General features: G+C 69.8%; 21 protein-coding genes and 1 tRNA gene. 7 read left to right on the forward strand and 15 right to left on the reverse strand.

All coding sequences use genetic code 11. From position 1 onward, the window contains the following. Positions 1–18: 18 nt before the first annotated feature. Positions 19–852 (reverse strand): class I SAM-dependent methyltransferase, encoded by an 834-nt coding sequence (locus tag MLJ35_RS01665; protein WP_243382495.1) that lies wholly within the window; start codon positions 850–852, stop codon positions 19–21. Positions 853–1050: 198 nt separating this feature from the next. Further along, the gene (locus MLJ35_RS01670) at positions 1051–2274 is read right to left on the reverse strand and encodes a DNA methyltransferase (protein WP_243382497.1); all 1224 of its coding nucleotides are present in this window, start codon (positions 2272–2274) and stop codon (positions 1051–1053) included. Positions 2275–2314: 40 nt separating this feature from the next. On the opposite strand from MLJ35_RS01670, the gene MLJ35_RS01675 reads away from it, so the two are divergent. Continuing rightward, positions 2315–4408, forward strand: a complete 2094-nt coding sequence (locus tag MLJ35_RS01675) for a sensor histidine kinase (protein WP_243382499.1) — start codon at positions 2315–2317, stop codon at positions 4406–4408. A gap of 187 nt (positions 4409–4595) precedes the next feature. Beyond that, the gene (locus MLJ35_RS15770; protein ID WP_275976283.1) at positions 4596–5546 is read left to right on the forward strand and encodes an NAD-dependent epimerase/dehydratase family protein; all 951 of its coding nucleotides are present in this window, start codon (positions 4596–4598) and stop codon (positions 5544–5546) included. 74 nt (positions 5547–5620) lie between these two features. On the opposite strand, the gene MLJ35_RS01690 is transcribed toward MLJ35_RS15770, so the two are convergent. The 5 genes from MLJ35_RS01690 to MLJ35_RS01710 all read right to left on the reverse strand — a co-directional run bounded on the left by MLJ35_RS01690 (position 5621) and on the right by MLJ35_RS01710 (position 9832). Further along, on the reverse strand, positions 5621–6718 hold the full coding sequence (locus MLJ35_RS01690) for an IS630 family transposase (RefSeq protein WP_420843012.1): 1098 nt from the start codon (positions 6716–6718) through the stop codon (positions 5621–5623). 386 nt (positions 6719–7104) lie between these two features. Beyond that, positions 7105–7629 (reverse strand): adenine phosphoribosyltransferase, encoded by a 525-nt coding sequence (locus MLJ35_RS01695; RefSeq protein WP_243286589.1) that lies wholly within the window; start codon positions 7627–7629, stop codon positions 7105–7107. 2 nt (positions 7630–7631) lie between these two features. Then, the gene (locus tag MLJ35_RS01700; protein WP_243382503.1) at positions 7632–7904 is read right to left on the reverse strand and encodes an acylphosphatase; all 273 of its coding nucleotides are present in this window, start codon (positions 7902–7904) and stop codon (positions 7632–7634) included. A 3-nt stretch (positions 7905–7907) separates the two neighbouring features. Further along, complete coding sequence (gene surE / locus MLJ35_RS01705; protein WP_243382505.1) at positions 7908–8669, reverse strand: 5'/3'-nucleotidase SurE; 762 nt, start codon at positions 8667–8669, stop codon at positions 7908–7910. A gap of 29 nt (positions 8670–8698) precedes the next feature. Next, a complete protein-coding gene (locus MLJ35_RS01710) occupies positions 8699–9832 on the reverse strand; it encodes a diguanylate cyclase (RefSeq protein WP_243382507.1) in 1134 nt (377 codons plus the stop codon). 139 nt (positions 9833–9971) lie between these two features. On the opposite strand from MLJ35_RS01710, the gene MLJ35_RS01715 reads away from it, so the two are divergent. From MLJ35_RS01715 to MLJ35_RS01730, 4 genes are all read left to right on the forward strand, one after another. Next, a complete protein-coding gene (locus tag MLJ35_RS01715; RefSeq protein ID WP_243382510.1) occupies positions 9972–10541 on the forward strand; it encodes an RNA polymerase sigma factor in 570 nt (189 codons plus the stop codon). After that, positions 10538–11671, forward strand: coding sequence for a hypothetical protein (locus tag MLJ35_RS01720; RefSeq protein ID WP_243382512.1), 1134 nt, complete (start codon positions 10538–10540; stop codon positions 11669–11671). Before MLJ35_RS01715 ends, MLJ35_RS01720 begins: the two co-directional genes overlap by 4 nt. A 66-nt stretch (positions 11672–11737) precedes the next feature. Next, positions 11738–14095 (forward strand): VIT and vWA domain-containing protein, encoded by a 2358-nt coding sequence (locus tag MLJ35_RS01725; protein ID WP_243382514.1) that lies wholly within the window; start codon positions 11738–11740, stop codon positions 14093–14095. A gap of 110 nt (positions 14096–14205) precedes the next feature. Beyond that, positions 14206–14898: a protein-L-isoaspartate(D-aspartate) O-methyltransferase gene (locus tag MLJ35_RS01730; protein WP_243382516.1), complete on the forward strand. Its 693-nt coding sequence runs from the start codon at positions 14206–14208 to the stop codon at positions 14896–14898. A 201-nt stretch (positions 14899–15099) separates the two neighbouring features. Here MLJ35_RS01730 and adeC read toward each other — a convergent pair whose 3' ends face one another. From adeC to MLJ35_RS01750, 4 genes are all read right to left on the reverse strand, one after another. Further along, positions 15100–16578, reverse strand: a complete 1479-nt coding sequence (gene adeC / locus MLJ35_RS01735; RefSeq protein ID WP_243383134.1) for an AdeC/AdeK/OprM family multidrug efflux complex outer membrane factor — start codon at positions 16576–16578, stop codon at positions 15100–15102. Beyond that, the gene (locus tag MLJ35_RS01740) at positions 16578–19748 is read right to left on the reverse strand and encodes an efflux RND transporter permease subunit (protein ID WP_243382518.1); all 3171 of its coding nucleotides are present in this window, start codon (positions 19746–19748) and stop codon (positions 16578–16580) included. The genes adeC and MLJ35_RS01740 overlap by 1 nt, the downstream gene beginning before the upstream one ends. 11 nt (positions 19749–19759) lie before the next feature. After that, positions 19760–20902 carry an efflux RND transporter periplasmic adaptor subunit gene (locus MLJ35_RS01745; RefSeq protein ID WP_243382519.1) on the reverse strand — a complete coding sequence of 381 codons (1143 nt, stop codon included), beginning with the start codon at positions 20900–20902 and terminating at the stop codon, positions 19760–19762. A gap of 94 nt (positions 20903–20996) precedes the next feature. Beyond that, positions 20997–21644: a TetR/AcrR family transcriptional regulator gene (locus MLJ35_RS01750; protein WP_243382521.1), complete on the reverse strand. Its 648-nt coding sequence runs from the start codon at positions 21642–21644 to the stop codon at positions 20997–20999. Between the two features lie 443 nt (positions 21645–22087). Here MLJ35_RS01750 and MLJ35_RS01755 point away from each other — a divergent pair, with 443 nt between their 5' ends. Next, the gene (locus MLJ35_RS01755) at positions 22088–22384 is read left to right on the forward strand and encodes a porin family protein (protein ID WP_243382523.1); all 297 of its coding nucleotides are present in this window, start codon (positions 22088–22090) and stop codon (positions 22382–22384) included. Positions 22385–22519: 135 nt separating this feature from the next. On the opposite strand, the gene MLJ35_RS01760 is transcribed toward MLJ35_RS01755, so the two are convergent. From MLJ35_RS01760 to MLJ35_RS01775, 4 genes are all read right to left on the reverse strand, one after another. Continuing rightward, positions 22520–23173 (reverse strand): TetR/AcrR family transcriptional regulator, encoded by a 654-nt coding sequence (locus MLJ35_RS01760; RefSeq protein ID WP_243320027.1) that lies wholly within the window; start codon positions 23171–23173, stop codon positions 22520–22522. Positions 23174–23558: 385 nt separating this feature from the next. Next, positions 23559–23635: transfer RNA gene (locus MLJ35_RS01765), tRNA-Pro, on the reverse strand. 35 nt (positions 23636–23670) lie between these two features. Beyond that, the gene (locus MLJ35_RS01770; RefSeq protein ID WP_243320029.1) at positions 23671–24072 is read right to left on the reverse strand and encodes a MerR family transcriptional regulator; all 402 of its coding nucleotides are present in this window, start codon (positions 24070–24072) and stop codon (positions 23671–23673) included. 146 nt (positions 24073–24218) lie between these two features. After that, positions 24219–25598 (reverse strand): sigma-54-dependent transcriptional regulator, encoded by a 1380-nt coding sequence (locus MLJ35_RS01775; protein WP_243320030.1) that lies wholly within the window; start codon positions 25596–25598, stop codon positions 24219–24221. Positions 25599–25603: the final 5 nt, after the last annotated feature.

Consider the following 25603-nt stretch of genomic DNA (forward strand, 5'->3'; position numbering starts at 1 on the left):
CGGGTCTGGGGCAAGCCGCTATTTCCTGAGCGCCACCACTTCCAGGTACTCGGCGTCGACATCCGTGGTGCCGTCCTGGGCGCGGTTGTGGTCGGCCCAGAGCTGCTCGAGATCCTGGTGCAGGGCCATCTGCCCGTCGGAATCCAGCGAGGCGAAGGCCCGGTTGAGCGGGCCGTAGTAGGTCTGGAAGAAGTCCACCACGTCCCCTGGCGGGAAGGGATAGCGCATGGGATACAGGTGCTTGCGGGTCTCCACTTTCGCCACGCCCTCGCGGAATCGCTCGCGGACCGTGGCCTCGTCCCCCCACTTCACCGGGGGCGCCATGAGCGGGGGCGGCGGGACATGCTTGCCGATGGCCTTGAACATCTGGCCGACGAAGCCCTCGGGCGTCCAGTTCGCCATGGCGATGCGGCCGCCGGGCCGGCACACGCGCACCAGCTCGGCCGCCACCTGCTCGGGCCGAGGCGCGAACATGGCGCCGATGAGGCTCACCACCAGGTCGAACGCCGCATCCTCGTAGGCGATCATTTCCGCATCGCCTTCCTCGAAGCGGGCCTCCACGCCTTCGGCCTTGGCGCGGGACCGCGCGGCCTCGATGGCGTTGGTGGCGATGTCGATGCCCGTCACGCGCACCCCGGCCCGCGCCGCGGGAATCGCGATCTGGCCCGCGCCGCAGGCCACGTCCAGCATCCGCGTGCCGGGCTCGGGGCCGAGGCGGTTCAGGAACTCCAGGGCCCCCGGTTCCAGGTAGGTGGCGAAATGGCCGTAGTTGCCGGCCATCCACACGGCTTTGAGTCGGGCCTTGAGGGCGGCCATGTCTGGCGTCAGGGGGGCGGTGGCGGTCGCGGTCATGGTCGCACCTTCGGGTGGCTGGGTCTGGCGGCCCAAGGCATCTGCCCGGGAATGGCTGGGCAGCCAAGGACAGAGCCCCAAGATGGGATTTATTGAACCTGAGTCAATGAATCAAAATGATTTTTGCATCGGTTTTTAACCATGGCTTCGCCTGGATCCCGGGCTGGGCTCTGGCGAAGGCCACGGTGGCCCTGACCCTCAGGCCTTCTCGAACAGCACGATGCGGTTGCTGTTGGTGCCCTTGTCGTTGTTGTCCACGCCCCAGATGTGGGCGGTCTTGGTGAAGACCTGGGTGTTCACCAGCACCCCGTGGGCGCGGAAGCCCGCCGCCAGGCCCAGGGGCAGGGCGATCTCGTCGAGCTTCAGCCTGCCGCCCCGCACCTCGCCCACCTCGAAGGCCACGAAGCCGCCGGGCCGGGTGAGGCGGAACAGCTCGGCGAAGACCTCGCCCATGGCCTGGGACCAGGCTTCCACCGTGCGGTGGGTGCTGAGGCCCCGCCCGATGGCCTGGGCGTCCAGGCCGTTGAACCAGCAGCGCAGCCAGTTGTCGCCCACGTAGTCGACCACATCGAGGAAGGGTGGCGAGGTGACGGTGAGGGTCACGGAGCCGTCCGCCAGGGCCGGCGTGGACCGGGCCTCGCCGGTGAGGAAGATCGCGTCCTCGGCCGCCATCGCCAGGTTCCGCAGGGCCAGGGCGTCGAGACCGGCGAGGAGCTGCTTCGTCTTCTTCAGGATGAGGGCGTGGGTGTCCCGGTAGGGGGGCACCTGCTCGCGCTTCGCGTTGATCTGGCGCTGCTTGTCGGCGCTGACCGCCTGGTTGGGCGGCAGGGTGTAGACGGAGAAGAAGCCGGGGCTGTGGCCCGTGAGGCGGTTGGTGGCCACCATGCGGATCCAGGCGTCCAGCGCGTCCAGCTCGCCCGCGGCCTCGCGGCCCAGGCACCAGGCCCGGAGGCCGCGGATCTCGGCTTCGGTGTCGGCGTGGAAGAACATGGACAGGTCCAGCCCGTCCGAGGCGGCGGCGCGGGGGATGTCCGTCAGGCGCGCGGCCACGGCGGCGGGCTCCGGGGGCGTGAGGCGGGGTTCCGCCAGCATGCGGGACAGCGGGTTGAGGTCGTTGGCGGCCACGCGGCGCCCCATGAGGGCGGCCTCCAGCGCCGTGGTGCCCCGGCCGCTGAAGGGATCGTAGACCCGCTCGCCGGGCAGGGTGAGGCGCTCGATGAAGTGCCGGGGGAGCTGGGGCTTGTAGCAGGCCCGGTACGAGATCTCGTGGAGGTTGGCGGCCTGCCGCTGGCGGGAGGTCCAGAACTCGGCCGATAGGCGGGGGCGCCGGCCGGAGGCCGTCTCGACCTCATCCCAGGCCGCGTCCTCCACCGGGGCGAGGTCGGCCAGGAAGGCCCTGCTCGCGGCTGTCTCCGTATCCATCGCCCTGCCTTTCGGGGAGCTTCCAGGATAGCCTGCTGGCATGGTCCCCAAGCCGCCCAAGCGCCACCCCGAGCTGACCCGACTCTACGTGGCGGTGGGGCTGGGCGTGCTGATCGTCATGATCATCCTCAGCTACAAGGCTGTGGGGAACCGCGTGGCGGAGGGCGGGCTGGACGCGCCCTCGCGTTGGGCCCTCATCGCCCTGGGCCTGGCCAACGTGCTGGCCATCGGGACCCTGCTCTTCATCGTGGCCCGCAGCCTGGCCAAGCTCTACTTCGAGCGCAAGAGCGGCATCCTGGGCTCCCGGCTGCGCACCCGCATGGTGCTGACCCTCTTCATCGTGGGCATCGTGCCCAGCCTGATCCTCTTCCTGGTGGGCCGGAACTTCATCAACAAGAACGTGGAGCGCTGGTTCAGCCCCGAGACGGAGGTGGCCATCCGCGACGGGCAGAAGGTGGCCGGCGATCTCCGCGCCGCCGCCGAGGCCCGCCTGGACTTCGGCGCGGGCCGCCTGCTGGAGTCCCCCTCGGCAGAGGCGCCCGCCCTCCGCGCCGCGACCAACCTCGACCTGGTGGCCTTCCTCGGGCCCCGGGCCGGCGAAGGCGTGAAGGGCGGCGAGGGCGGCGTGAAGGCCATGGACCTGCGCGAGGGCCTCGAGCCGCCGGACCTGGCCGGCCTGGGGGCCGAGGGCGGGCGGGAGACCCGCGAGGGCCTCTGGCTGCTGCGCACCGTGCCCCGGGGCGACGGGACCTGGGCCGTGGGCATCCTGATGCCGCGGGAGACCCTCGAGCGGGTGCTGGCCCTGGAGCAGCGCTACCGGGAGAGCCAGCAGATCCGGGCCGCCCGCGCCACGCTCCAGACCCTGCCCCAGAGCACCTTCCTCTTCCTCACCCTGCTCACGCTCTTCTTCGCGGTGTGGTCGGGTCTGGCGCTGGCCAAGTCCCTGAGCGAGCCCATCCGCGCCCTGGCCAAGGCCGCCCAGCGCGTGGGCAGCGGGGACCTGGAGGTGCAGATCCCGGAGATGGGCGAGGACGAGCTGGCCTTCCTGGCCCGCACCTTCAACGCCATGATCCGCGACCTCAAGGCCAGCCGCGCCGCCATCGAGGCCCAGGCCAGCCGCCTGGAGCAGCAGCGGGCCTACCTGGGCCAGATCCTGGCGGCCCTGCCCGTGGGCGTCATGAGCTGGCGGGCGGACGGCGAGCTGCGCACCTTCAACGCCGCGGCCAAGACCTGGATGGGCCTGGAAGCCTTCGATCCCTCGGAGGAGAGCTGGGGTTCCGTGGCGGCCCTGCCGCGGCTGGGCCGCCTGCCCGAGCTGCTGGCGGCGGTCCGCGAATCCGGCCGCGGCGTGCAGGAGGAGCTGCGCCTCGGCGGCGAAGGCGAGGGCCGCCCCGTGCGCGCCATCCTCGAGCCGCTGGAGGGCGGCGGCGTCCTGGCCGTGCTGGAGGACCTCTCCCTCCTGGCCCAGGCCGAGAAGCGCGCGGCCTGGCAGGAGGTGGCCCGGCGCATGGCCCACGAGGTGAAGAACCCGCTCACGCCCATCCAGCTCACGGCCCAGCGGCTGCTGCGGCGCACCCGCGAAGGGCGCCTGGATCCCGAGGCCGTGCAGGAAGGCGCGGAGACCATCCTGGCGGAGGTCGCCAGCCTCTCGCGCCTGGTGGACAGCTTCAGCCGCTTCGCCCGCCTGCCCTCGCCCCAGTTCGCGCCCTGCGATCCGGCGGAGCTGCTGCGCCAGGTGCTGGCCCTCTACGAGCCCAACCAGCCGGGCATCCGATGGACCCTGACCTTCCCTCAGGGTCCCCGGGAGGCCTTCTGGGACGGGGACATGGTGAAACGGGCCCTCATCAACCTGGTGGACAACGCCGTGGCCGCCGTGGAGGGCCATGGCCACGTCTCCATGTCGCTCACGGACACGGACGGGCGGCTGCGCTTCGACGTGGAGGACGACGGGGCCGGCGTGGCCGAGGCGGAGCGAGACCGGCTCTTCGAGCCCTACTTCTCCACCAAGTGGAAGGGCACGGGCTTGGGCCTGGCCATCGTGCGCCGCATCGCCCACGACCACGGCGGCGACGCCTGGTACGAGCCCCTGGCCCGGGGCAGCCGCTTCAGCCTGGCCCTGCCGCCCCAGCTCTGATCCTCCGGCCCTGGAGGCGGTCCCGCCGGGTCAGGTGGTCCGTCGGCGCCGGCGGCGCAGCCAGAGCCCCACGGGGCCGATCACCAGCCAGGCCAGCACGACCATCTTGAACAGCGGCGACACCAAAGGCTCCGAACCGGGGGGAACCCCCCGACCAGCCTCTCACGGCGGGGGCTATGCTGGCTGGATGGCGCATGAACTGGCTGGACCGGCGGGAACCTGCCTCATCGCGGGCTGCGGCTACACGGGAACACGCCTGGCCCGGCGCCTGTCCGGGCATCTGGTCGGCCAGGGCCCGGTGCTGGCCCTGGTGCGGTCGGCGGCGGCCGCGGCCGGGCTGGCCCGCGAGGGCATCCGGGCCGTCCCGGCGGATTTCGACGGGACCGCGGCGTTCCCGGTTCCGGAGGACCTCTCGGCCGTGGTCTACCTGGCCCCGCCGGCCGGACCGGACGGCGAGGACGGGCGGTTCCGGCGCTTCCTGGCGGCCCTCGGCCCGGCCCGGCCCCGGGTGCTCGTGTACGTGAGCACCACCGGCGTGTACGGGGACACGGGCGGCGCGGCGGTGGACGAGTCCGCCCCGCCGGCGCCTGCGGATGACCGCGCGCGCCAGCGGCTGCACGCGGAAGGCCAGGCCCGGCGCTGGTGCGAGGCGCGGGAGGTCCGCTGCGTGATCCTGCGCGTGGCGGCCATCTACGGCCCCCACCGCCTGCCCCTGGACCGCCTGCGCCGCGGCGAGCCGGTGCTCCGGGCCGAGGACTCGGGCCCGGGCAACCGCATCCACGTGGACGACCTGGTGGCGGCCTGCCTGGCGGCCCTGGCGCGACCAGTGGCGGGCGTGGTCAACGTGGCGGACGGCTGCTCCGAGAGCATGGCCGCCTTCACGGCGCGGGTGGCGGCCCTGGCGGGCCTGCCCGCCCCCCGGGAAGTCACCTGGGCGGAAGCCCAGGGCACCCTGAGCCCGGGCCTCCTGGCCTTCCTGCGGGAGTCCCGGCGGGTGCTCAATCCGCGCCTGCTGCGCGACCTGGGCGTGACGCCCCGCGAGCCGGAGGCCGGCATCCGGGACAGCCTGGAGGAGATGGGGCTGCTGGGCGGGAGGCCGCGAGGACAAAAGGCAACTGCGGAACGCGAAGGGCGCTAAGAAAGGCGCGAAGAAAAGCGCGAAGGCTGAAAGGGGTGTCCTTCCTGGTTATCGGCCTGACTCAGCCAAAAGCGCTAGTGTGGGTCGCGCGAAATACCTGGAGCATTGAGCGAGGCCCGGGCGCGGATGACTTTGGCGAGGATATCGGTGGCTTTGGCGGTCCAAATGTAAGGTCTGGGTGCTTCGTTATGTCGCTCGACCGCCTCCAGAATCGTGCGCTCCAGGTCGTCCACGCTCCGGAACACACCGCGTCTAATGTGGTTCTCCGTGATGTCCCGGAAATAGCGCTCGACCATGTTCAGCCATGAGGAGCTTGTCGGGACGAAGTGAATGTGGAATCGGGAGTGCTTTCCCAGCCACTCCTGGACCACCGGGTGCTTATGCGTCCGGTAGTTGTCGCAGACGATGTGCAGATCCAGGTTTTTCGGGGTCTCGCGGTTGATCCGCTTCAGAAACTTCAGCCACTCCTGGTGGCGATGCTTGGGCATGCATTCGGCGATGATCCGGCCCGTCAGCGTATTCATGGCAGCGAACATAGTTGTGGTGCCGTTCCGCTTGTAGTCGTGGGTCATCGTTCCGCAGCGCCCGGGCTTCATCGGCAGACCGGGCTGGGTCCGGTCCAACGCCTGGATCTGGCTCTTCTCATCCACGGATAGGACGATGGCGTGTTCAGGCGGATTGAGATACAGCCCCACCACATCGACCAGCTTCTCCTCGAACTGCGGGTCGTTGCTCAACTTGAACGTCTCGATGCGATGCGGCTTCAGTCCGTGCTGCCTCCACACCTTCCGCACGGTCGTGGCACCGATCCCCAGCGCCTTTGCCATGCGCCGTGTGCTCCAGTGGGTGGCTTGATCGGGCGCGTCCTCCATCGTCTTGCGGAGAAGTTCCTGACTCACGACTGAAACCACCCAGGACTTCCTGCCCCTCCCGGGGCGCTCCTTCTCGATGCCTTCGAATCCTGCGGCAATCCACCGCCTCTGCCACTCGCCGACGGTTTTGAAGTTGCACCCCAAAACCTCAGCAATCTCTCTCTGGGACTGCCCTTCCGCGCTCAGCAGGATCATCTTCGCTCGTTGCACCAACCGCGCAGCCAAGGTACGGCTTCGGGTCATGCCCTCCAGCCGCTCTCGCTCATCATTGGTCAGTTCAATTCGCACAAATTCCCGCACTCGATACCCCTCAGTATCAAGTGCCGAGAACCTGCAAATGAATCCGTCTATTTTGAGCGCACTACACTAGCAACCGCGAATGACGCGAAAGGGCGCGAAACGCAACGGAGTTCGGCCGCCTGGGCCTTCGGCCCCCAATCGCGCCATGCGCGATTGGCCACACGCGGGGCGGGATTGCCGGCGCCTGGAGGCCGCCAGGCCCGCCCCGCGTGTGGAGGCGGAAGCAAGGCCGTGCGCCGTTCGGGCGCCCGCAGGGTGATTCGCGTCTTTCGCGGTTCGATCATTCCAGGCGGAAGCAAGCCGATGGCCAGGATGTCCTTTTTTGACTAAGCATCCATTCGCGGTCTTCGCGCTGTTCTTCGCGCGCTTCGCGTTCCGCCTTTTCTTCAGTAGCGAAGCACGCTGAACACCGGCAGCCCCTCGACCTTCTCGCGGCCGGGCAGGGAGGTCAGCTCGATGAAGACCGTGAGGGCCACGGGCTGGGCGCCGGTGCGGTTCACGAGGCGCTGGGCGGCGGCGGCGGTGCCGCCCGTGGCCATGACGTCGTCCACGATGAGCACCCGGTCGCCGGGACCGAAGGCATCCTTGTGGATCTCCAGGGCATCGCTGCCGTACTCGAGGCCGTAGGCCTCCTTGTGGGTGGGCATGGGCAGCTTGCCGGGCTTGCGGGCGGGCACGAAGCCCACGCCCAGCTTCTGGGCCAGGGCGCTGCCGAAGATGAAGCCCCGGGATTCCAGGCCCAGCACGTGGGTGGGCTGGAGGGTGAGCACAGGCTGGGACATGGCCTCCACGGCCTCGCCGAACGCCTCGGCGTGCGACAGCAGGGGCGTGATGTCCCGGAAGAGGATTCCGGCTTTCGGGAAGTCCGGAACATCGCGGACGAAGGCGGTGAGGGGAGTCGTGAGGGTCATGGCTACCTGATGATCTGGAAAGGAAGGGGAAGCGAGGATCGCACATCCAGGGCCTCCCAGTCCAGCCGCCCCACGGCCGCGAAGGCCGGACCTTCCGCCAGCCGGGCGCGGAAGGCCGCCAGGGCGGTATCGGGGCCTTCCACTTCGCCGCTCACCGATCCATCCAGCTCATTGCGCACCCAGCCTGCGAGGTCGAGGGCCCGGGCCTCCCGCTCGGCGAAGCGGCGGTAGCCCACGCCCTGGACGGCGCCATGGACGCGGAAGCGGATGGGCATGGGCTACGCTCCCGCCGGTCCGTTGAAGGCCGAGTCGAAGTCGGCCTGCCGCGCCAGGGTCTCGGGGCAGCCCAGGTCGAGCCGCAGGGGCGTGACGCTGGCGAAGCCCTCGAACACGGCTTCGGCGTCGCTGCCGGGGGCCTTGGCGTAGGTGGGGCCCGCGTCGCCGCCGATCCAGAAGTAGGGGGTGTTCCGGGGGTCCGCCCGGCGCTCCACCAGGTCGTGGTAGGCGCGGCTGTCCTGGCCCGTGAGGCGGAAGCCCTGGGGCTCGCCCTTGGGGAAGTTCACGTTCCAGATGCGGTTGGCCGGCAGCTCCATGGTTTCCCAGCGCTCGAGGAAGCGGCCGATCCAGGGCTCGGCCTGCTCCAGGGAGCCCCGGGGATCGATGGAGAAGGCCGCGGCGCGCGCGCCCTGCAGGCGGCCTTCGAAGGCCGCGCCCACGGTGCCGGAATAGAACACGTCCTCGCCCAGGTTGAAGCCGTGGTTGATGCCGGAGAGCACCCAGTCGGGGCGGCGGTCCAGCACCTCGCAGACGCCCAGCAGCACGCAGTCCACGGGGGTGCCGTCGCAGGCGTGGCGGTCGGGGCCGATCTCGTGCAGGCGGAGGATGTTGTGCAGGCTCAGGGCCGAGGAGATGGCCGAGCGGTTGCGGTCGGGGGCCACGGTGACCACCCGGCCGAAGCGGGACGCCACCCGGGCCAGGACCGCCAGCCCCGGGGCCCAGAGGCCATCGTCGTTGGTGAGCAGGATCAGGCGTTCAGACATGGAACCAGTGTACCCGCCGGGCGGGGGCGTCAGTCCTGGGCCAGGTATTTGTAAAAGTCCCGGTCCGAGCCGAGGATGTGCCCCTTCACCAGGTCGAGGGCCAGGAACCCGAGGATGGCCGGCAGGTCCGTGCTGTCGCCTCCCATCTGCTGCTGGAGGACCTTGGCCTTGGCGAGGAGGCGGCCGTGCTCCTGGGCGTGGGCGGCGAATTCCGGATACCCCACCCGGATCAGGATGGCCTCCTCGTCGTGGAAATGCTGGGCCACGTGGGCGATGAGGAGCTGCATGTGGAGCTTGGTCTCCTCGGGATACCGGCCCTGGTTGATGGAGGCCAGGAGGGCGTTGGAGAGGCGGTAGAGCTCCTGGTGCTGGTGGTCGATCACGGCCTCGCCGCAGGCCAGGGCCGGATCCCAGACGAGGGCCAGGAACGATGGCCGGTCTTCCCCGGCGGCCACGCCCACCTCCAGGGAGGCTTCGGTCTGGTTCCGGCCCCGGGCCTTGGCCCGGTAGAGGGCCTCGTCGGCGCGGCGGATCCAGCCTTCCAGGGGTTCCTTCTCCTGGCGCTGGGCCACGCCCAGGCTGATGGTCACCACGCCGACCTTCGGGGTGACGCGGGCCTCCACGGCCTGGCGAATCTTCTCGGCCAGGATGGTGGCCCCCGCCAGGGTGGTGGCCGGGCAGAGCGCGATGAACTCCTCGCCGCCCCAGCGGGCCAGCGCGTCCGAGGCGCGCAGCTGGCCGCGGACGGCCTCCGTGACGGACTTGAGCACCTCGTCGCCCACCTCGTGGCCGAAGGAGTCGTTCACGCGCTTGAAGTGGTCCAGGTCGTACAGGATGAGGCTGATGGGCGCATCGCCGCGGCCGGCTGCGGCGATGAGCTGGGCGGCGCCGTCCTCGAGCCAGCGGCGGTTCCAGGCCCCGGTGAGACGATCCGTGGCGGCCGTGCGTTCCAGCTGGTCCAGCGCCCGCCGAAGCTCGGCGTTCGCCCGTTCGCTGGCCTCCCGGGCCCGGGCCAGGGCCTCCAGCTGGTGCTGGCAGTCGGGATCGATGGGACCCCCGGCCCGGGGCCGCCGCCGGTACCACAGGCCCGCCACCAGGGCGCCCAGCACCCCGGAGAGGAGGGAGGCGAGGAGGACCAGGAAGATGGACAGTGCCAGGGGCATGGGGTTCTCGGCGTGAGGTGGGACGGGCCATGCTTAGATTAGGACCAGCGCGTATTCTATCTTGCCGGCCAATCAGTCCTGGCAGTTTTCCTGCCAGGATGGAGCGCGCCCCATCCCCGCCATGGATCCAGACCTCCCGATGACCTCCGCCCTCCCGATCCCCGACGGGGAGGCGGGGGACGCGGCGGTGCCCGGGCGGTCTGAGGTCCTGGCCCGCCTCCGTGAAAGGATCGTCGCCTTCGCGGCATCCCGGGGTGCAGGCGCCCATGCGGAGGACCTGGCGCAGGAGGTGCTGGTGCTCATCCACACGAAGTACGGCCATCTGGAGCGGGCGGAGGACCTGGTTCCCCTGGCCTTCCAGATCCTGCGCTTCAAGCTGGGGGCCCACTTCCGCAAGGCGGCCCGCCGGGGCGAGTTCGACGCCGTGGACGTGGAGGCCTTCCCGCCCGCCTCAGACGCGCCGGATCCCGCGGCCATGCTGGAGCGGAAGGAGCTGCTCACCCGTCTCATGGGCGGCATCGCCAGCCTCGGCGAGCGCTGCCGCGAGCTGTTCCGGCTGAAGCTGGAGGGGCGCAGCTTCCCCGAGATCCAGGGCCTGCTGGGCGCCGCCACGCTCAACACCGTCTACACCTGGGACCACCGCTGCCGGAAGCAGCTGCTCGAGGCCCTGGGCGGCCGGTGGGAAGGGCCGGGAAGGGGGGCGTCGTGAAGCGCGCCACGGCCGAGAAACTCCTGGGCGGCTACGCCACCGGCACCCTCACCGCCGAGGAGCGCCGCACGCTGTTCGAGGCCGCCCTGGCGCACCAGGACCTCTTCGACGCCCTGGCCGACGAGGAGGCCCTGCGGGAGCTGCTGGCGGATCCCGCCGCGCGGGCCCAGGTGCTCGCCGCCCTTGCGGCCCCGGATCCGGCTTCGGTGAAGGTCGTGCCCTTCTGGCGGCGGCCCGGCGTGCTCGGCGCGGCGGCCGGGGTGCTGATGGCCTCCCTGGCGGGCCTGACCTGGCTGCGGAACCCCCAGACGCCACCTCCGGCCCAGGAGGCGCCGACCCCGGCCCAGGAGGTGCCACCTTCGGTTCGGCAGGCGCCCGCGAGCCCGAAGGCCCTGTCCTTCGAGGCTGCTCCGGAGGGGCCCACGGAACCGGCCGCTGGATCCAGGCTCGAGCGACGCGCCCCGGCCCAGACCCCGCCAAACCCCAAGAAAGCTCCCGCGCAGGAGGCCACGCCCCCGCCGGCCGCCGGCATCTCCGCCGGCGCCGCCTCCGCGCCCGCAGCCCCGCCGCCCCCACCCGTGCCCGTACCGGTGCCGGTAGCCGCACCTGCCCCACGGCCGGTCCCGGTGGTCCAGGACCATGCCCAGGGGGCGGTCGCGGCCCCGCAGGATCGCCTGACCTCGCAGGATCGCCTGGCTCCGCAGGCGGTGACGGAGGCCCTGTCCGCCGCGCCCCCGGCTCCGACCCCGGCCCGGGCCAAAGCCGCGAAGCTGGCCAAGGCCGAGGGCTGGTCCAGCGGAGCCACGGCCCTGGCGGTTCCCACCTGGACCCTCACGCCCCAGGCGGACGGAACCACCCTGGTGACCGTGACCGCTCCGCCGCAGACGCAGGTGTGGCTCCTCAGGCGCGGGGGCGGGGGGGTGGAAGTCCTCCAGGATCGCGCCGTGGCGCTCCAGGAGGCCCGGGAGGCCCAGCGCCGCTACCTGGTGCGGCTGAAGGCGGGGGATGCCCTGGACCTTTACGCGCTGGCCCATCCGGTCGCGGACCCCGCGAAGCTGCCGGAGGCCGGCCCCCTGGCGGGTTTCCGGGCGCGGATCTTCCCATCCGAGAAAAAAGATCCGGATCGGTGAAAGGGACCTGATGGCGGCGGCATTCCCTCCTGAACCGCGCCGACGCGCGGCCACCGGGAGGATCCCATGTCGCACCGCGCCACCGCCCTCATGCTCGCCTGCTGGACCGGGCTGACGCCCCTGGCCTGCGCCCGCAGCCGCCCTGTGGCCTTCCGGCCCGATCCCCAGGGCGAGGCCTCCGCGGATCGCACCCTCTCGCCCTATTTCTTCGTGAAGGGCGAGGATGCCTCCCTGGACCAGCTGCCGCTCAAATCCACTTCCGCCAAGGTGGCCATCGCCGGCGTCATCGCCGACGTGACGGTGACCCAGGTCTACCGCAACACGGGCACGAAGCCCCTGGAGGCCCTCTACGTGTTTCCGGGCTCCACGCGCTCGGCGGTCTACGGGATGACCATGCGCATCGGCGAGCGGGTGCTGAAGGCCCAGATCAAGGAGCGCGGCCAGGCCCGGGCCGACTACGAGCGGGCCAAGCAGGAGGGCCGCAGCGCCTCGCTGCTGGAGCAGCACCGGCCCAACGTCTTCCAGATGAACGTGGCGAACATCCTGCCCGGCGACGAGATCCGCGTGGAGCTCCGCTACACCGAGCTGCTGGTGCCCACGGACGGCACCTACAGCTTCGTGTATCCCACGGTGGTGGGACCGCGCTATGCCGGGAAGGCCGGTACGGATTCCTCCACCGGCGAAGCGTGGGTGGCCAACCCCTACACCCACGCTGGCGAGAAGCCCGCCACCACCTTCGACCTGGAGGTGAAGCTGTCCGCGGGCCTGCCCATCCAGCGCATGGCCTGCGACACGCACAAGACCTCCATCGCCTACGACGGCAAGGCGGACGCCACGCTGCGGCTGGATCCCTCCGAAGCCCACGGCGGCAACCGCGACGTCATCGTGAAGTACCAGCTGGCGGGAAATGCCGTGCAATCGGGGCTGCTGCTCAACCAGGGCAAGGACGAGAACACCTTCCTGCTCATGGCCCAGCCGCCCAAGCGCGTCACGCCGAAGGACCTGCCGCCCCGCGAGTACGTCTTCATCATGGACGTCTCCGGCAGCCAGATGGGCTTCCCCATCGAAGTCTCCAAGGTGCTCATGAAGGAGATGATCCAGGGCCTGCGGCCCCAGGACCTCTTCAACGTGATGGTCTTCGAGGGCACCTCGGCCTTCTGGTCGCCCAGCGGATCGCAGCACGCCACGCCCGAGGCCACGGCGAAGGCCCTCGCCTTCGTGAGCTCCCAGCACGGCGGCGGCGGCACGGAGCTGGGCAGCGCGCTGCGCAAGGCGCTGGGCTTGCCTCGGGCACCCGGGATCTCCCGCACCTTCGTGGTCTCCACGGACGGCTACATCAGCGCCGACGGCCAGGTCTTCGATCTCATCCGCAAGAATCTGGGCGCCGCCAACCTCTTCGCCTTCGGCATCGGCAGCTCCGTGAACCGCCACCTCATCGAAGGCATGGCCCACGCGGGACAGGGCGAGGCCTTCGTCATCACCAGGCCCGAGCAGGCCGCGGCCGAGGCGGAGCGCTTCCGCGCCTACGTATCGTCGCCGGTGCTCACGAACGTGAAGCTCACCACGAACGGGTTCCACATCCAGGACCTCGAGCCCCTGCAGCTTCCCGATGTGCTGGCGGACCGGCCCGTCATCTGCCTGGGCAAGTGGACGGGCGAGGCCAAGGGCACCGTCACGCTGTCGGGCATGACCGCGGCCGGCCCCTGGAGCCAGACCTTCGACGTGGGGAAGGTGAAGGATCGTGACCACGGCGCCCTGCGCCAGCTCTGGGCCCACCAGCGCATCCAGGCCCTGTCGGACTACGACCAGTTCGGCGCGGACGAAGGCCGCAAGGCCGAGGTGACGCGGCTGGGCCTGGCCTACCATCTGCTGACGGCCTACACCTCCTTCGTGGCGGTGGACACCCAGGTGCGCAACGCGAACGGCTCGTCCACCACCGTCACCCAGCCCCTGCCGCTGCCCGAAGGCGTGTCCGACGCGGCCGTGGGCAGCATGGGCGGCGCGGCGACCAAGGCCCTGGCCTACGCTCCGGCGCCGCGGATGATGTCCCTGGAGGCGCCCGCCGCCGCGGCGGCGGGAGTCGTGGCCCAGGATCAGTCCCGCCGCGAGCGGGCCAAGGAGGTCAAGGCCGCGCCCCGGCTCCGGATCCTGGCCTTCTCGGGCCTCACGGGGACCTCGGATCCTCGGCACCTGAGGGGCGAGCTGGAGGCCCGGCTGATGGACCCGGCCCTGGCGGCGGCGCTGGCGGGACTTCCTTCCGCCACGGACCTGGAGCTCAAGGTGGATGCCTTCGGACAGGTGACCGCCGTGACCTTCAGCCAGGCCTTCCCGGGGGCCGCGAAGGCCAAGGCCCTGATCCTGGCCTGGCGCCTGCGGAGCTGGACCGGCGGCCTGGCCGGGCAGCTCGAGCTCACCCTCGGCTGATGCCGAGCTTCCGCCCTACGCGCATCCCGGGCCTGCCCGGGATGCGCGCTGGCGCAGACCCCCGTACGGGGTACCTTCGAACCATGCGATGGCATCTGGGAGTGACCTTGATGCTGACCCTCGGAGGCTGTGACCCGGAACCCGCCCGGCCCGCTGCTCCGGTGGCGGATGCGGTGCTCGCGCAGGCCCGGATGCGCATGGTGCGCGAGCAGATCGTGGCCCGGGGCGTGGCCGATCCCCGGGTGCTCGAAGCCATGGGCCGGGTGCCCCGGCACGAATTCGTCCCGGCCGCCCAGCGCGGACAGGCCTACGAGGACTGGCCCCTGCCCATCGGCTACGGCCAGACCATCTCCCAGCCCTACATCGTGGCTTTCATGACGGCGGCGCTGGCTCCGCGGCCCGGGGACCGGGTGCTGGAGATCGGCACGGGCTCGGGGTACCAGGCCGCCGTGCTGGCGGGCCTGGTGGCCGAGGTCTACACCATGGAGATCGTGGAGCCCCTGGCCCAGCGCGCCGAGGCCGACCTGAAGCGGCTCGGCTACACCAATGTGAAGGTCCGCGCCGGCGACGGTCATCTCGGCTGGCCCGAGGCGGCGCCCTTCGACGCCATCATCGTCACCTGCGCGCCCGAAGACGTGCCCCAGCCGCTGGTGGACCAGCTCAAGGTGGGCGGCCGCATGATCATCCCCGTGGGTTCCCAGTGGGGGGCCCAGGAGCTGTACCTGCTGCGGAAGACGGCCACGGGGCTGAGGCGCCAGGGGGTGCTGCCGGTGCGGTTCGTGCCGATGGTGAGAGGCCATTGACCCGGCCTCCTGCCCCATGATCACCCGCCAGCCCGGCGGGTACGACCACGGCGTGGCGGTGCGCCTCGCCAGCTCCGAAGGCACCATCCTCGCGTCTGACTCCAGCCACGCCGCCGCCCAGGCCATCCGCGAGGCGGAGCTGGGCCGCAGCCAGGCCTGCCCGGAGGGGCCACCGCAGGGCCTGGAAGTCGACGCGTCAGGTCAGGAGCCTGGCGCTGCGGGGGCCTTCGCAGGCGCAGGCGCGGGCGCGGGTCGGCCGGGGCGGTCCCACCCGCCGCCCAGGACCTTGTAGAGGCTGACGAGGTTGCCGTACCTGGCCTGCCGGAGGGCGATGAGGCCCTGCTGCGCGGCGTAGGTGGACCGCTGGGCGTCCAGGACCCCCAGGTAGCCGTCGATGCCCGCGGTGTAGCGGGCCTGGGCGAGGCGATAGGTGCCCTCGAGGGCCTGCGTGAGCGATTCCTGCGCCGCCAGCTGGTCGTCGAGGGTGCCCCGCTGGGCCAGGGCGTCGGCCACTTCCCGGAAGGCCACCTGGATGGCCTTCTCGTACTGGGCCAAGGCGATGTCGCGGTCGGCGTTCGCCGCCTTGAGGTTGGCCCGCCGCGCGCCCGTGTCGAAGATCGGGAGGACGACCTGGGGCGAGAAGGTCCAGGCGTCGGAGCCGGACTGGAACAGCCCGGAGAGCTGGCGGTCCATGGTGCCGAGGTTCGTGGTGAGGGAGATCCGGGGGAAGAAGGCCGCCCGGGCCGCGCCGATGTTGGCGTTGGCGGCCTTGAGCTGGCTCTCGGCCATGAGGATGTCCGGCCGGCGGGCCAGCACCTCGGAGGGCAGGTCCGGGGCGACGTCGGTCAGGGCGGTCACACTGCCCAGCGCGTCGGGCAGCCATTCCGCGGGCACCGACGAGCCCACCAGGAGCTGCAGCGCGTTCTGGTCCATGGCCACGGTGCGGGTGTAACGGGCCATGTCGCCCCGCGCGGTCTCCACGCTCACCTGGGCACGGTACGAGTCGATCTCGGAGACGACGCCCACCTCGTACTGCCGGCGGACGATCCGGTAGGCCGCCTCCTGGTTCGCGAGGGTTTCCTGGGCGAGCTTCAGGCTCTCGCGATCCGCGGCGAGGGCGAGGTAGACGTTGGCCACTTCCGCCAGCAGGGAGACCTGGGCGCTGTTGCGGGCCTGCTCCGTGGCGAGGTACTGCTCCAGGGCCCGGTTCTTGAGGCTGCGGACACGCCCGAAGAAATCCAGTTCCCAGGCGCTGATGCCCGCGTTGGCGGCGTACTGCTCGGCCACGATGCGCTGGCCGGTGCCGGAGACGCTGGCGGGCAGCCGCTGGCGGGTGCCGTAGCCGACCGCGTTGACCGTGGGGAGCAGCTCGGCCCGCTGGATCCGGTAGTAGGCCCGCGCCTTCTCGGTGTTCAGGGCCGCGATCCGGAGGTCCCGGTTGTTGCGCAGGGCGAGGTCGAGCACCTTCCGCAGCCGCTCGTCCGCGAAGAAGGCCTGCCAGGGGAGGTCCGCGGCCGACTGGCCCGGGGCAGTGGCGCCCTTGTAGGCGGGGCCCTCCGGCCAGGCTTTCGGCACGGGCGGCTCGGGCGTCCGGTACCTCGGGGCCATGGAGACGCAGCCGGACATGGCCAAGGCGAGGGCCAGAGCGGTGGGAAGGCTGGGCCAGGCTTTGGGCGACATCATGGCTGCCCCTCCTCGGAAACCGCGGCCTGGGCCGGGGCGGGCTCCTGGCCCTTCTTCCTGAACAGCTGACTCACCAGGAGGAAGGACAGGGGGATGTAGAAGATGGCGATGAAGGTGGCCGACAGCATGCCGCCGACCACACCGGTCCCGATGGCGTTCTGGGCCGCCGCGCCTGCGCCCCGGGTGAGGGCCATGGGCAGCACGCCGAAAGTAAAGGCCAGGGAGGTCATCAGGATGGGCCGGAGCCGCAGGCGGGAGGCTTCCATGGCCGCCTCGAAGAGGCCGGCGCCCTGGGCGATCTGCTCCTCGGCGAACTGCACGATGAGGATGGCGTTCTTGGCGGTGAGGCCCAGGGTGGTCAGCAGGCCGATCTGGAAGTAGACGTCGCTGGACATGCCCCGCGACCAGGTGGCCAGGACGGCGCCGAAGATCCCCAGGGGCAGGATCAGCAGGATCGAGAAGGGGATCGTCCAGCTCTCGTAGAGGGCCGCGAGGCACAGGAAGATCACCAGGATCGAGACCGCGTAGAGGGCCGGAGCCTGGGCGCCCGCCTGCCGTTCCTGGTAGGAGAGGCCCGTCCACTCGAAGCCGATGCCGGCGGGGAGCTTCTTGGCGAGCGATTCCATGGCCAGCATGGCGTCGCCGGTGCTCTTGCCCGCCGCGGGCTCGCCCTGGATGTTCACGGATGGGAAGCTGTTGTAGCGCTGGAGGTTGGGGGATCCGTAGCTCCATTCCCCGGCGGAGAAGGCCGAGAACGGGACCATCGCGCCGGTGGTGTTCCTGACGTAGAGCTTGTTCAGGTCCTCCAGCTGCATGCGGAAGGGCGCGTCGGCCTGCATGTAGACGCGCTTGACCCGGCCGCGGTTGATGAAGTCGTTCACGTAGGAGCCGCCCCAGGCGCTGGCGAGGGTATCGCTGATGACCGGCAGGGGAACGCCCAGCGCGCCGGCCCGGTCCTGGTTGAGCTTGACGTTGTACTCGGGCTGGTCGTCCAGCCCGTTGGGGCGCACGGCCTTGAGGTTGGGATCCTGCGCCGTCAGGCCCAGCAGCTGGTTGCGGGCCTCCATGAGCTTGGCGTGGCCGACGCCCGCGCGGTCCTGCAGCTGGAAGTCGAAGCCCGTGGCGTTGCCGAGCTCCAGGATGGCGGGAGGCGCCACGGCGAAGACCATGGAGTCCCGGCGCGAGGAGAACGTGCGCATGGCCCGTCGGATGACAGCCTCCGCCTTCAGCTCAGAGCGGTCCCGGAGGTGCCAGTCCTTGAGCTTGACGAAGGCCATGCCGTTGTTCTGGCCGCGGCCGGCCACGCTGAACCCGCCCACGGTCAGGCAGGAGGCGACCGCCTCCTTCTCATCGTCCTGGAAGTAGTGCTGGACCTCGGACAGGACCTTCTGGGTCTGCTCCAGCGTGGACCCGGCGGGGAGCTGGACGAGGGTCATGATGATGCCCTGGTCCTCCTCGGGCAGGAAGGCGGTGGGCAGGCGCATGAACAGGAACCCCATGCCGGCCACGATCACGCCGTAGATGACGACGTAGCGGCCCCACTTGGAGAGCACGCGCTCCAGCTGGCCCACGAAGATGTGGTTCAGCTTGTAGTAGGCCCGGTCGAACCAGAGGAAGAAGGGGCGCGTGACCTTCCACCCCTTCTCGGCGGCTTCGTGGCCCTTCTCGACAGGCTTCAGGAAGGTGACGCAGAGGGAGGGCGTGAGGACCAGGGCCACCACCACGGAGAGCATCATGGCGGTGATGAGGGTGAAGGAGAACTGGCGGAAGATGATGCCCGTGGAGCCGCCGAAGAAGGCCATGGGGCCGAACACGGCAGACAGCACAAGTCCGATTCCCACCAGGGCGCTGGTGATCTGGCCCATGGACTTCCGGGTGGCCGCCAGGGGCGGCAGGCCCTCCTCGTGCATGATGCGCTCGACGTTCTCCACCACGACGATGGCGTCGTCCACCAGCAGGCCGATGGCCAGCACCATGGCGAACATGGTGAGCATGTTGATGGACATGCCCACGTACTGAAGGATGGCGAAGGTGCCCAGGAGCACCACGGGGACGGCGATGGTGGGGATCAGGGTGGCGCGGAAGTTCCCCAGGAAGAGCAGCATCACCAGGAAGACGAGGATCACGGCCTCGATGAGGGTCTTCACCACTTCGTTGATGGCCACGGACACGAAGGGGGTGGTCTCGTAGGGGTAGTCGACCTTCACGCCCTGTGGGAAATAGGGGGAGAGCTCGTTGAGCTTGGCCTTGATGAGCTTCGAGGTGTCCAGCGCGTTGGCGCCGGAGGCGAGGCGGATGAGCATGCCGGCGGCGGGCTGGCCGTTGAGCCGCGTGTCGCTCTCGTAGGATTCGGTGCCCAGCTCCGTGCGGGCCACGTCCCGCAGGCGGATGGTGGAGCCGTCGGGGTTGATGCGAAGGGGGATGGCCGCGAACTGCTCGGGTGTCTGGAGGAGCTCCTGCACGTTCACGGTCACATTCAGGCGTTGGCCCTTGACGGCCGGCAGGCCGCCCGCCTGGCCGGCGGAGATCTGCGCGTTGTAGGCCTTCACGGCCTGCCGGATGTCGTCGGGGGTGATGTGGTAGCCGACCATCTTGTCCGGGTTCAGCCAGATGCGCATGGCGTACTGGGTGCCGAAGGACAGCACCTCGCCGACGCCCTCCACGCGGCTGATGACATTCTCCACGTTGGAGGCCAGGTAGTCGCGCAGGTCCTCGGCGTTCATGCTGCCGTCCGTCGAGGTGATGGACAGGATCATGAAGATGTTCTTGGTGGATTTCGTGACCGCGATGCCCATCTGCTGGACAACCTGGGGCATCAGGGGCTTGGCCAGCTCCAGCTTGTTCTGCACCTTGGCCCAGGCGGCGTCGGGATCGGTGCCGGGCTGGAAGGTGAGCGTGACGCTGCCGTGGCCCGCCGAGTCGCTGGAGGCGGACATGTAGAGCAGGCGGTCCAGGCCCGTCATCTTCTGCTCGATGATCTGGGTGACGGTGTTCTCCACGGTCTTCGCGGAGGCGCCGGGATAGAAGGCATCCACGGAGATGGAGGGCGGAGCCACGGGTGGGTACTGGGAGATGGGCAGGGTCTTGATGGCCAGCAGGCCCGCCAGCATCATGACAATGGCCACCACCCAGGCGAAGATCGGCCGGTCGATGAAGAAATTGACCATGGACGGCTCCTCTACTTGCCAGCCGCGGGAGCGGGGGCCGAGGTGGAGGTCGGCGCGGGCACGACCTTCACGGCCGTGCCCGGGCGGATCTTCTGCAGGCCTTCCACGACCACGCGGTCCCCGGCGGCGAGCCCTTCAAGGACCAGCCACTTCGAGCCGATGGCCCGATCCACCTTGAGGCTCCGCTGCTCGATCTTGTCGGACGGGTCCACCACCATGGCGATGGCGTTCCCCTTGGGATCGCGGGTGACGCCCTGCTGGGGCACCAGGATGGCCTGTTCGGCCACGCCCTCCTCGACGATGGCGCGCACGTACATGCCCGGCAGCAGGATATGGCGAGGATTCGGGAAGACCATGCGCAGGAGCTGCGAGCCCGTACTGGGATCCACAGTCACATCCGAGAACTTCAGGATCCCCGTCTGGGGATAGGGCGTGCCGTCCTCCAGCAGCAGCTTCACGCGGGCGGAATCCGCGCTGCCCTTGATGCGGTTGGCGGCCAGGTTCCGCTGGATGCCGAGCAGGATGGCGCTGGACTGGGGCGAATCCACGTAGACCTGGTCCAGCTGCTGGATGGTGGTGAAGGCCGGGCCCTGGTAGGCCGCGGCCAAGGCGCCGGGCGTCACGCTGGACTTGCCCGTCCGCCCCGAGATCGGCGCGGTGATGCGGGTGTAGCCGAGGTTGATGCGGGCGGACTCGACGCCCGCCTTCAGCGACTGGACCTCGGCCTCAGACTGCTTGAGGGCCGCCGCCGCGTCATCGTAGTCCTGCTGGCCCACAGCGTGGACCGCGAGCAGTTCCTTGAACCGCTCGGCGCGCTTCCGGATGGCGGGCAGGTTGGCCTCGGCCCGGGCGAGCGCGGCGGCGGCCGTGTCGTAGGCGGCCTGGTAGGGCCTGGGGTCGATCTGGTAGAGCACGTCGCCCTGCTTCACGTCGGCCCCCTCGGTGAAGAGCCGCTGCTGGACGATGCCGTTCACCTGGGGGTGGACCTCGGCCACGAGGAACGCGGACGTCCGTCCCGGCAGCTCGGAGGTGATCGCGACCTTTTCCGGCTGCAGGGTCACCACGGAGACTTCGGGCGTGGCCTTCGCCTGTTCCTTCTTGCCGCAACCGATGGTCAGCGCACCTGCCATTAGGGCGCCGGCGACGACGATCATTCCGCCTCGATAGGGAGTCTGCATGGGGGTGCTCCAGGAAGGGCTGAGAAAAATCTGGTCGCGGTGGCCGGGCAACGGTTCGGGACCGCCAGTATCAGCAGGATTGAAGACCGTGGTAAGCAAAATCCGCCAGGCGGTCGGCCATGGCTTCGAGGGAAAGGGATGGGTCGACCGAGTCCCAGGCCAGGTGGTGGACCTCTGACATCAGCGCGTGGTGCACGCAGGCGCCATGGAGGGTGATCCCCCAGAAGTCCACGTCCGCAGGCGGCAGATCGGGGCGCAGGGCCTGGATGCAGGCGCGGCCTTCGCGCACGAAGGGTTCCAGGTGGGCCTGGAGGAGGTCCTTGACCTCGTGGCGAGGCGACTGGATCTCGCTCAGCAGCAGCCGCGAGGCCGGTTCCCGCAGGGGATCCGAGGCGTCCCGGTGTGCGTCCACCTCGCGGAGGACCCAGAGGATGTGGGCACGGAGCCGGCTCCGCCCGTCCGAGAAGGCGGCCCCATCCTCCGGGCCGAGATCGGGGGACTTGGCGGCGAAGTGGGCCAGGAGGTACCGGAAGACCTCCCGGTACATCCCCTCCTTGCCCTTGAAGTAGTAGGAGATGAGGGAGGCGTTCTTCCCGGCCATGGAGGCCACGAGGCGGATGGAGGTGGCCTCGTAGCCGTACCTGGCGAAGCAGGCCAGGGCCGCCTCGAGGAGGGCCTCGCGGGTGTCGGCGGGAACAGCGGTGTCGGATGGGGTCATGGGGTTGGGCCTGAGTCGTTCGACCGAACAGTAGAATTGATCAAGCGAACAAGAAAGGCAAGTGAATTGAATGAATTTTTGTTATTTAATCTATATTGATCAATTCGAGTATGTATTCAATTATTTTGTTTTATAAAAAGAATATTCAAATTGGTCAATCGACCTATCAATTTAAATTTGTTCGCCGGTCGTTGGACCGATGAACACCGCCCGACCTCGCCCGGCTGGTTCCCGACACCCGCCCCTTCCCGGGGCGACAAGGAGATTCCCATGAGATCGAGCCTTCCCCTGGCGCTCTGCCTGACCGCCGCCGCGTTGGCCAGCGCCCACTCGCGGCCCAGGACCTGACGTACGGCCTCCAAGCCACCCTGGCCTATCCCGCCGGCGACCTCGGCGACAGGGACCTGCTGGACAAGTCCCTTGGCTACGGCCTGGGCGCGCACATGCAGATCGGCTTCTCCGGCGGGCACGCCATCGTTCCTCGCCTGGACTGCACCTCCTTCGACTGGAGCGGGCGCACGGTCCAGATGCTCCAGCTCGGGGCCGACGACCACTATTTCTTCTCCGGGAAGGTCGGCCAGGGAGCCTACCTCGGGGCGGGGCTCGGCGTCGGCATGGCCAAGTTCGAGGTGGATCTCCCGGGCATGAGCGACAGCGACACTCCGAATGCAGTCCACGGCGCCGCTGCCGTGGGCTACAGGTTCACCCCCCACCTGGGGGCCGAGCTCAGGTACGTCTAGGGGAAGTACAAGCCCGAGCTGTTCGGCGCCAAGCCTGAGGTGACTTCTCCCACGGTGAACGCCAGCTTCCTCTACCGATTCTGAGGTCCCTGCGCCAGCTGGAGGCCGGGGAACGGGTTCCCCGACCTTCCTGGTTCACCGCGGGGGGACGGTCTGCAGCCCATGGAGGCAGAACTCCACGAGCAGCTCAGCCTCCTGGAACGGGCTTCCGAACGGGGGGTGGTCGCCCCACAGCACCCGGTTGATGCCGGACATGGACCGGTGCCCAACGACCTGGCCGATGATCGTGATGCCGAGGAAGGCGACCTGGGCGGGGTTCAGGTCGGGCCGCAGGATGCGGAGACAGGTTGCGATGGCCTCGGCGGTCGGACCGATGTACTGGCGGAACAGGGGGTGGAGGCTGGGCCGGGGTGACCGGAACTCCTGCACCCACAGCCGGGCCCCCCACTCCTCCATGGGCTGCCGTGCGGGCGAGGCCGGTGCGCCCTGCTCGTACATGAGGTGGATCTGCTCCCGCAGCAGGCGGATGGCCCCGGCCCGGTCCTGCGGATCCAGGGTCACGGGCGGAGTGGCGGGGCCCGCCTGGCGGCCCGTGCTTTCCAGGAGGAGCTTGAACACCTCGAGGTACAGCCCCTCCTTGTTGCCGAAGTAGTGGGAGAGCAGAGACAGGGGACGCCCCGCCCGCTCCGCGATCATGCGCATGCTCGTGCCGTCGAACCCGTGATCGGCGAAGCAGGCCAGGGCAGCCAGAAGCAGGGCGGTGCGGGTGTCGGGGGTTGAGGTGTCCATGCTGGACCCCATCATATCCAGCCGTGGGTTCGGCTCTTGACCGCATCCCGCGCTGTCTCGGTGATCCCAGTCGGAGGTGGGCCGTGCTTCGCATATGGGATCGACCCATCGAGGCCGGATTCGAACTGCGTCTGGCCGCGCCAGCCGCCGGTCTCGCTCCGGCGCCACAGAGGCTCCACCTCCGCGAGGAACGAGCGGGAGCGCCCTCCGGGGGAGGGTGCGTCAGGTGGAGAGTGGCGCCTCCGCGATCCCACTCGGCCGAAGGTCAAAGGGGGTGGTGAGTGCAGGCGCCCGGGCACCCCCGGCCTGAGGTTCGAATCCTCTCGATCCGAAGGATCGAAACGCCAGAAAAAGGGGCCCGATTGGGCCCCATTTTCTGGTGTTTTGGTCGGCGCGAGAGGATTCGAACCTCCGACCCCTACCACCCCAAGGTAGTGCGCTACCAGGCTGCGCCACGCGCCGTGAACCATTGACTCTAGACCGGGTGGGGCCTCAGGTCAAGGTTTGACTGGATGGGACAGCCGTTCGTACAGGGCGCGCACAGACTTGAGGATGGGCTGGAGGTCGGAGCTCGTCCGCAGAAGCCGGGGGATCGTGGGCTTGGGCTTCACCGCGGGGGCCGCGGGAAGCTCCTCCGCGTCGAGGCCGAGATCGAGGCGCTGCACGAGGTGGCCATGGGCCAGAAGCTCCGCGCAATCGGCCACGGTGAGGCCTTCGGCCAGCCAGGCCTTGATGCGCCTCAGGCGGGGCAGTTCGTCCACATGGTAGTAGCGGAGGTTGCCCTTGCTGCGCCGGGGCTTGATGTCGGGGATGACGTCTTCCCAGTAGCGCAGGTCCTTGGGGCCGACGCCGATGAGCAGGGCGGCTTCACCGATCTTGAACCACTTCTTGTCACTCACGGCCCGCCTCCGCCGGCAGGCCCTGGCTCATCCAGTCGTGATTCGCTCCCAGTGGGGCCCCGCTCCGCAGGCTCCACTGGAGCCTGCTCCGCGACCCACCTGGTCGCGAGATCTTGAACCACGTCTTCTCGGCCATGGCGCGCCGCCTAGCTCTCCCTGGGCTCGATGCCCAGGGCCTTGAGGCGCTTGTAGAGGTTGGAGCGGTCCACGCCCACGCGCTCGGCCACGCGGGTCATGTTGCCGCTCTGGAGCTTCATCTCCCGCTGCAGGTACTGGGCCTCGAACCAGTCGCGGGCCTCCTTGAGGCTGGGGAACTCCGGGAACGAGAAGGGATCGGGTTCGGCCAGATGCCGGGCGGCCAGGGCGCCCAGGTCGCGGGGGCCGATCTCGGCGCCGCGGCCCAGGATGACGGCGCGCTCCATGAGGTTCTTCAGCTCGCGCACGTTGCCCGGCCAGTCGTGGCGCAGCAGCGTGTCCTTGGCCTCGGGGCCCAGGTGCCTGGGCGGCCGCCCGTACTGGCGGCCGATGCGGCTGATGAAGGCCTCCGCCAGCGGCAGGATGTCCTCGGGCCGCTCGCGCAGGGGCGGGATGCGCAGGGGTACCACGGCTAGCCGGAAGTACAGGTCCTCGCGGAAGCGGCCCTTGGTGATCTCGCCGGCCAGGTCCTTGTTGGTGGCGGCGATGACGCGCACGTCCACGCCCACGGCCCCACCGCCGCCCACGGGCTCCACGCGGCCCTCCTGGAGGGCGCGCAGGACCTTGGCCTGGGTCTTGAGGGACATGTCGCCGACTTCGTCGAGGAACAGCGTCCCGCCGTCGGCCTCGCGGAACTTGCCCTTCTGATCGCGGACGGCGCCCGTGAAGGCGCCCTTCTGGTGGCCGAACAGCTCGCTCTCGATGAGCTCTTCGGGGATGGCGGCGCAGTTCACCTCCACGAAGGGCGCGTCCTTGCGGGGGCTCTGCTGGTGGATGAGGCGCGCCACCTCCTCCTTGCCGCTGCCGTTCTCGCCGGTGAGCAGCACGCGGCCTTCCGTGGGGGCCACCAGGGCCACGTCGGCCATGAGCCGCTTCATGGCGGGGCTGTCCGCCAGGAAGAACCGCCCGCCCTCGACCGCGGCGTGCAGCCTCTGGTTCTCCTGCTCCAGCCGGGACTGCCGCAAGGCGTTGCCGGTCACCAGCAGCAGGCGGTCCAGATCGATGGGCTTCTCGAGGAAGTCGAAGGCGCCCAGCTTGGTGGCCTGGAGGGCCGTGTCGATGCTGGCGTGGCCGGAGATCATCACCACGGGCAGGTCGGAGCGGATCTGCTTGGCCTGCTTCAGGGTCTCCAGGCCGTCCTGGCCCGGCAGCCAGACATCGAGCAGCATGAGCTGGATGCCCTCGCCATCCGGGTTGTGGAGCAGGTCGATGGCCTGCTCGCCCCGCTCGGCCTTCACCACGTGGTAGCCCTCGTCCTTGAGGGCTTCGCCCAGGGACCGCCGGATGCCCGGCTCGTCATCCACCAGGAGGATGGTCGTGGGGACAGTCATGGCTC

It is taken from the genome of Geothrix alkalitolerans, assembly GCF_022808885.1.
Taxonomy (GTDB): Bacteria; Acidobacteriota; Holophagae; order Holophagales; family Holophagaceae; genus Geothrix; species Geothrix alkalitolerans.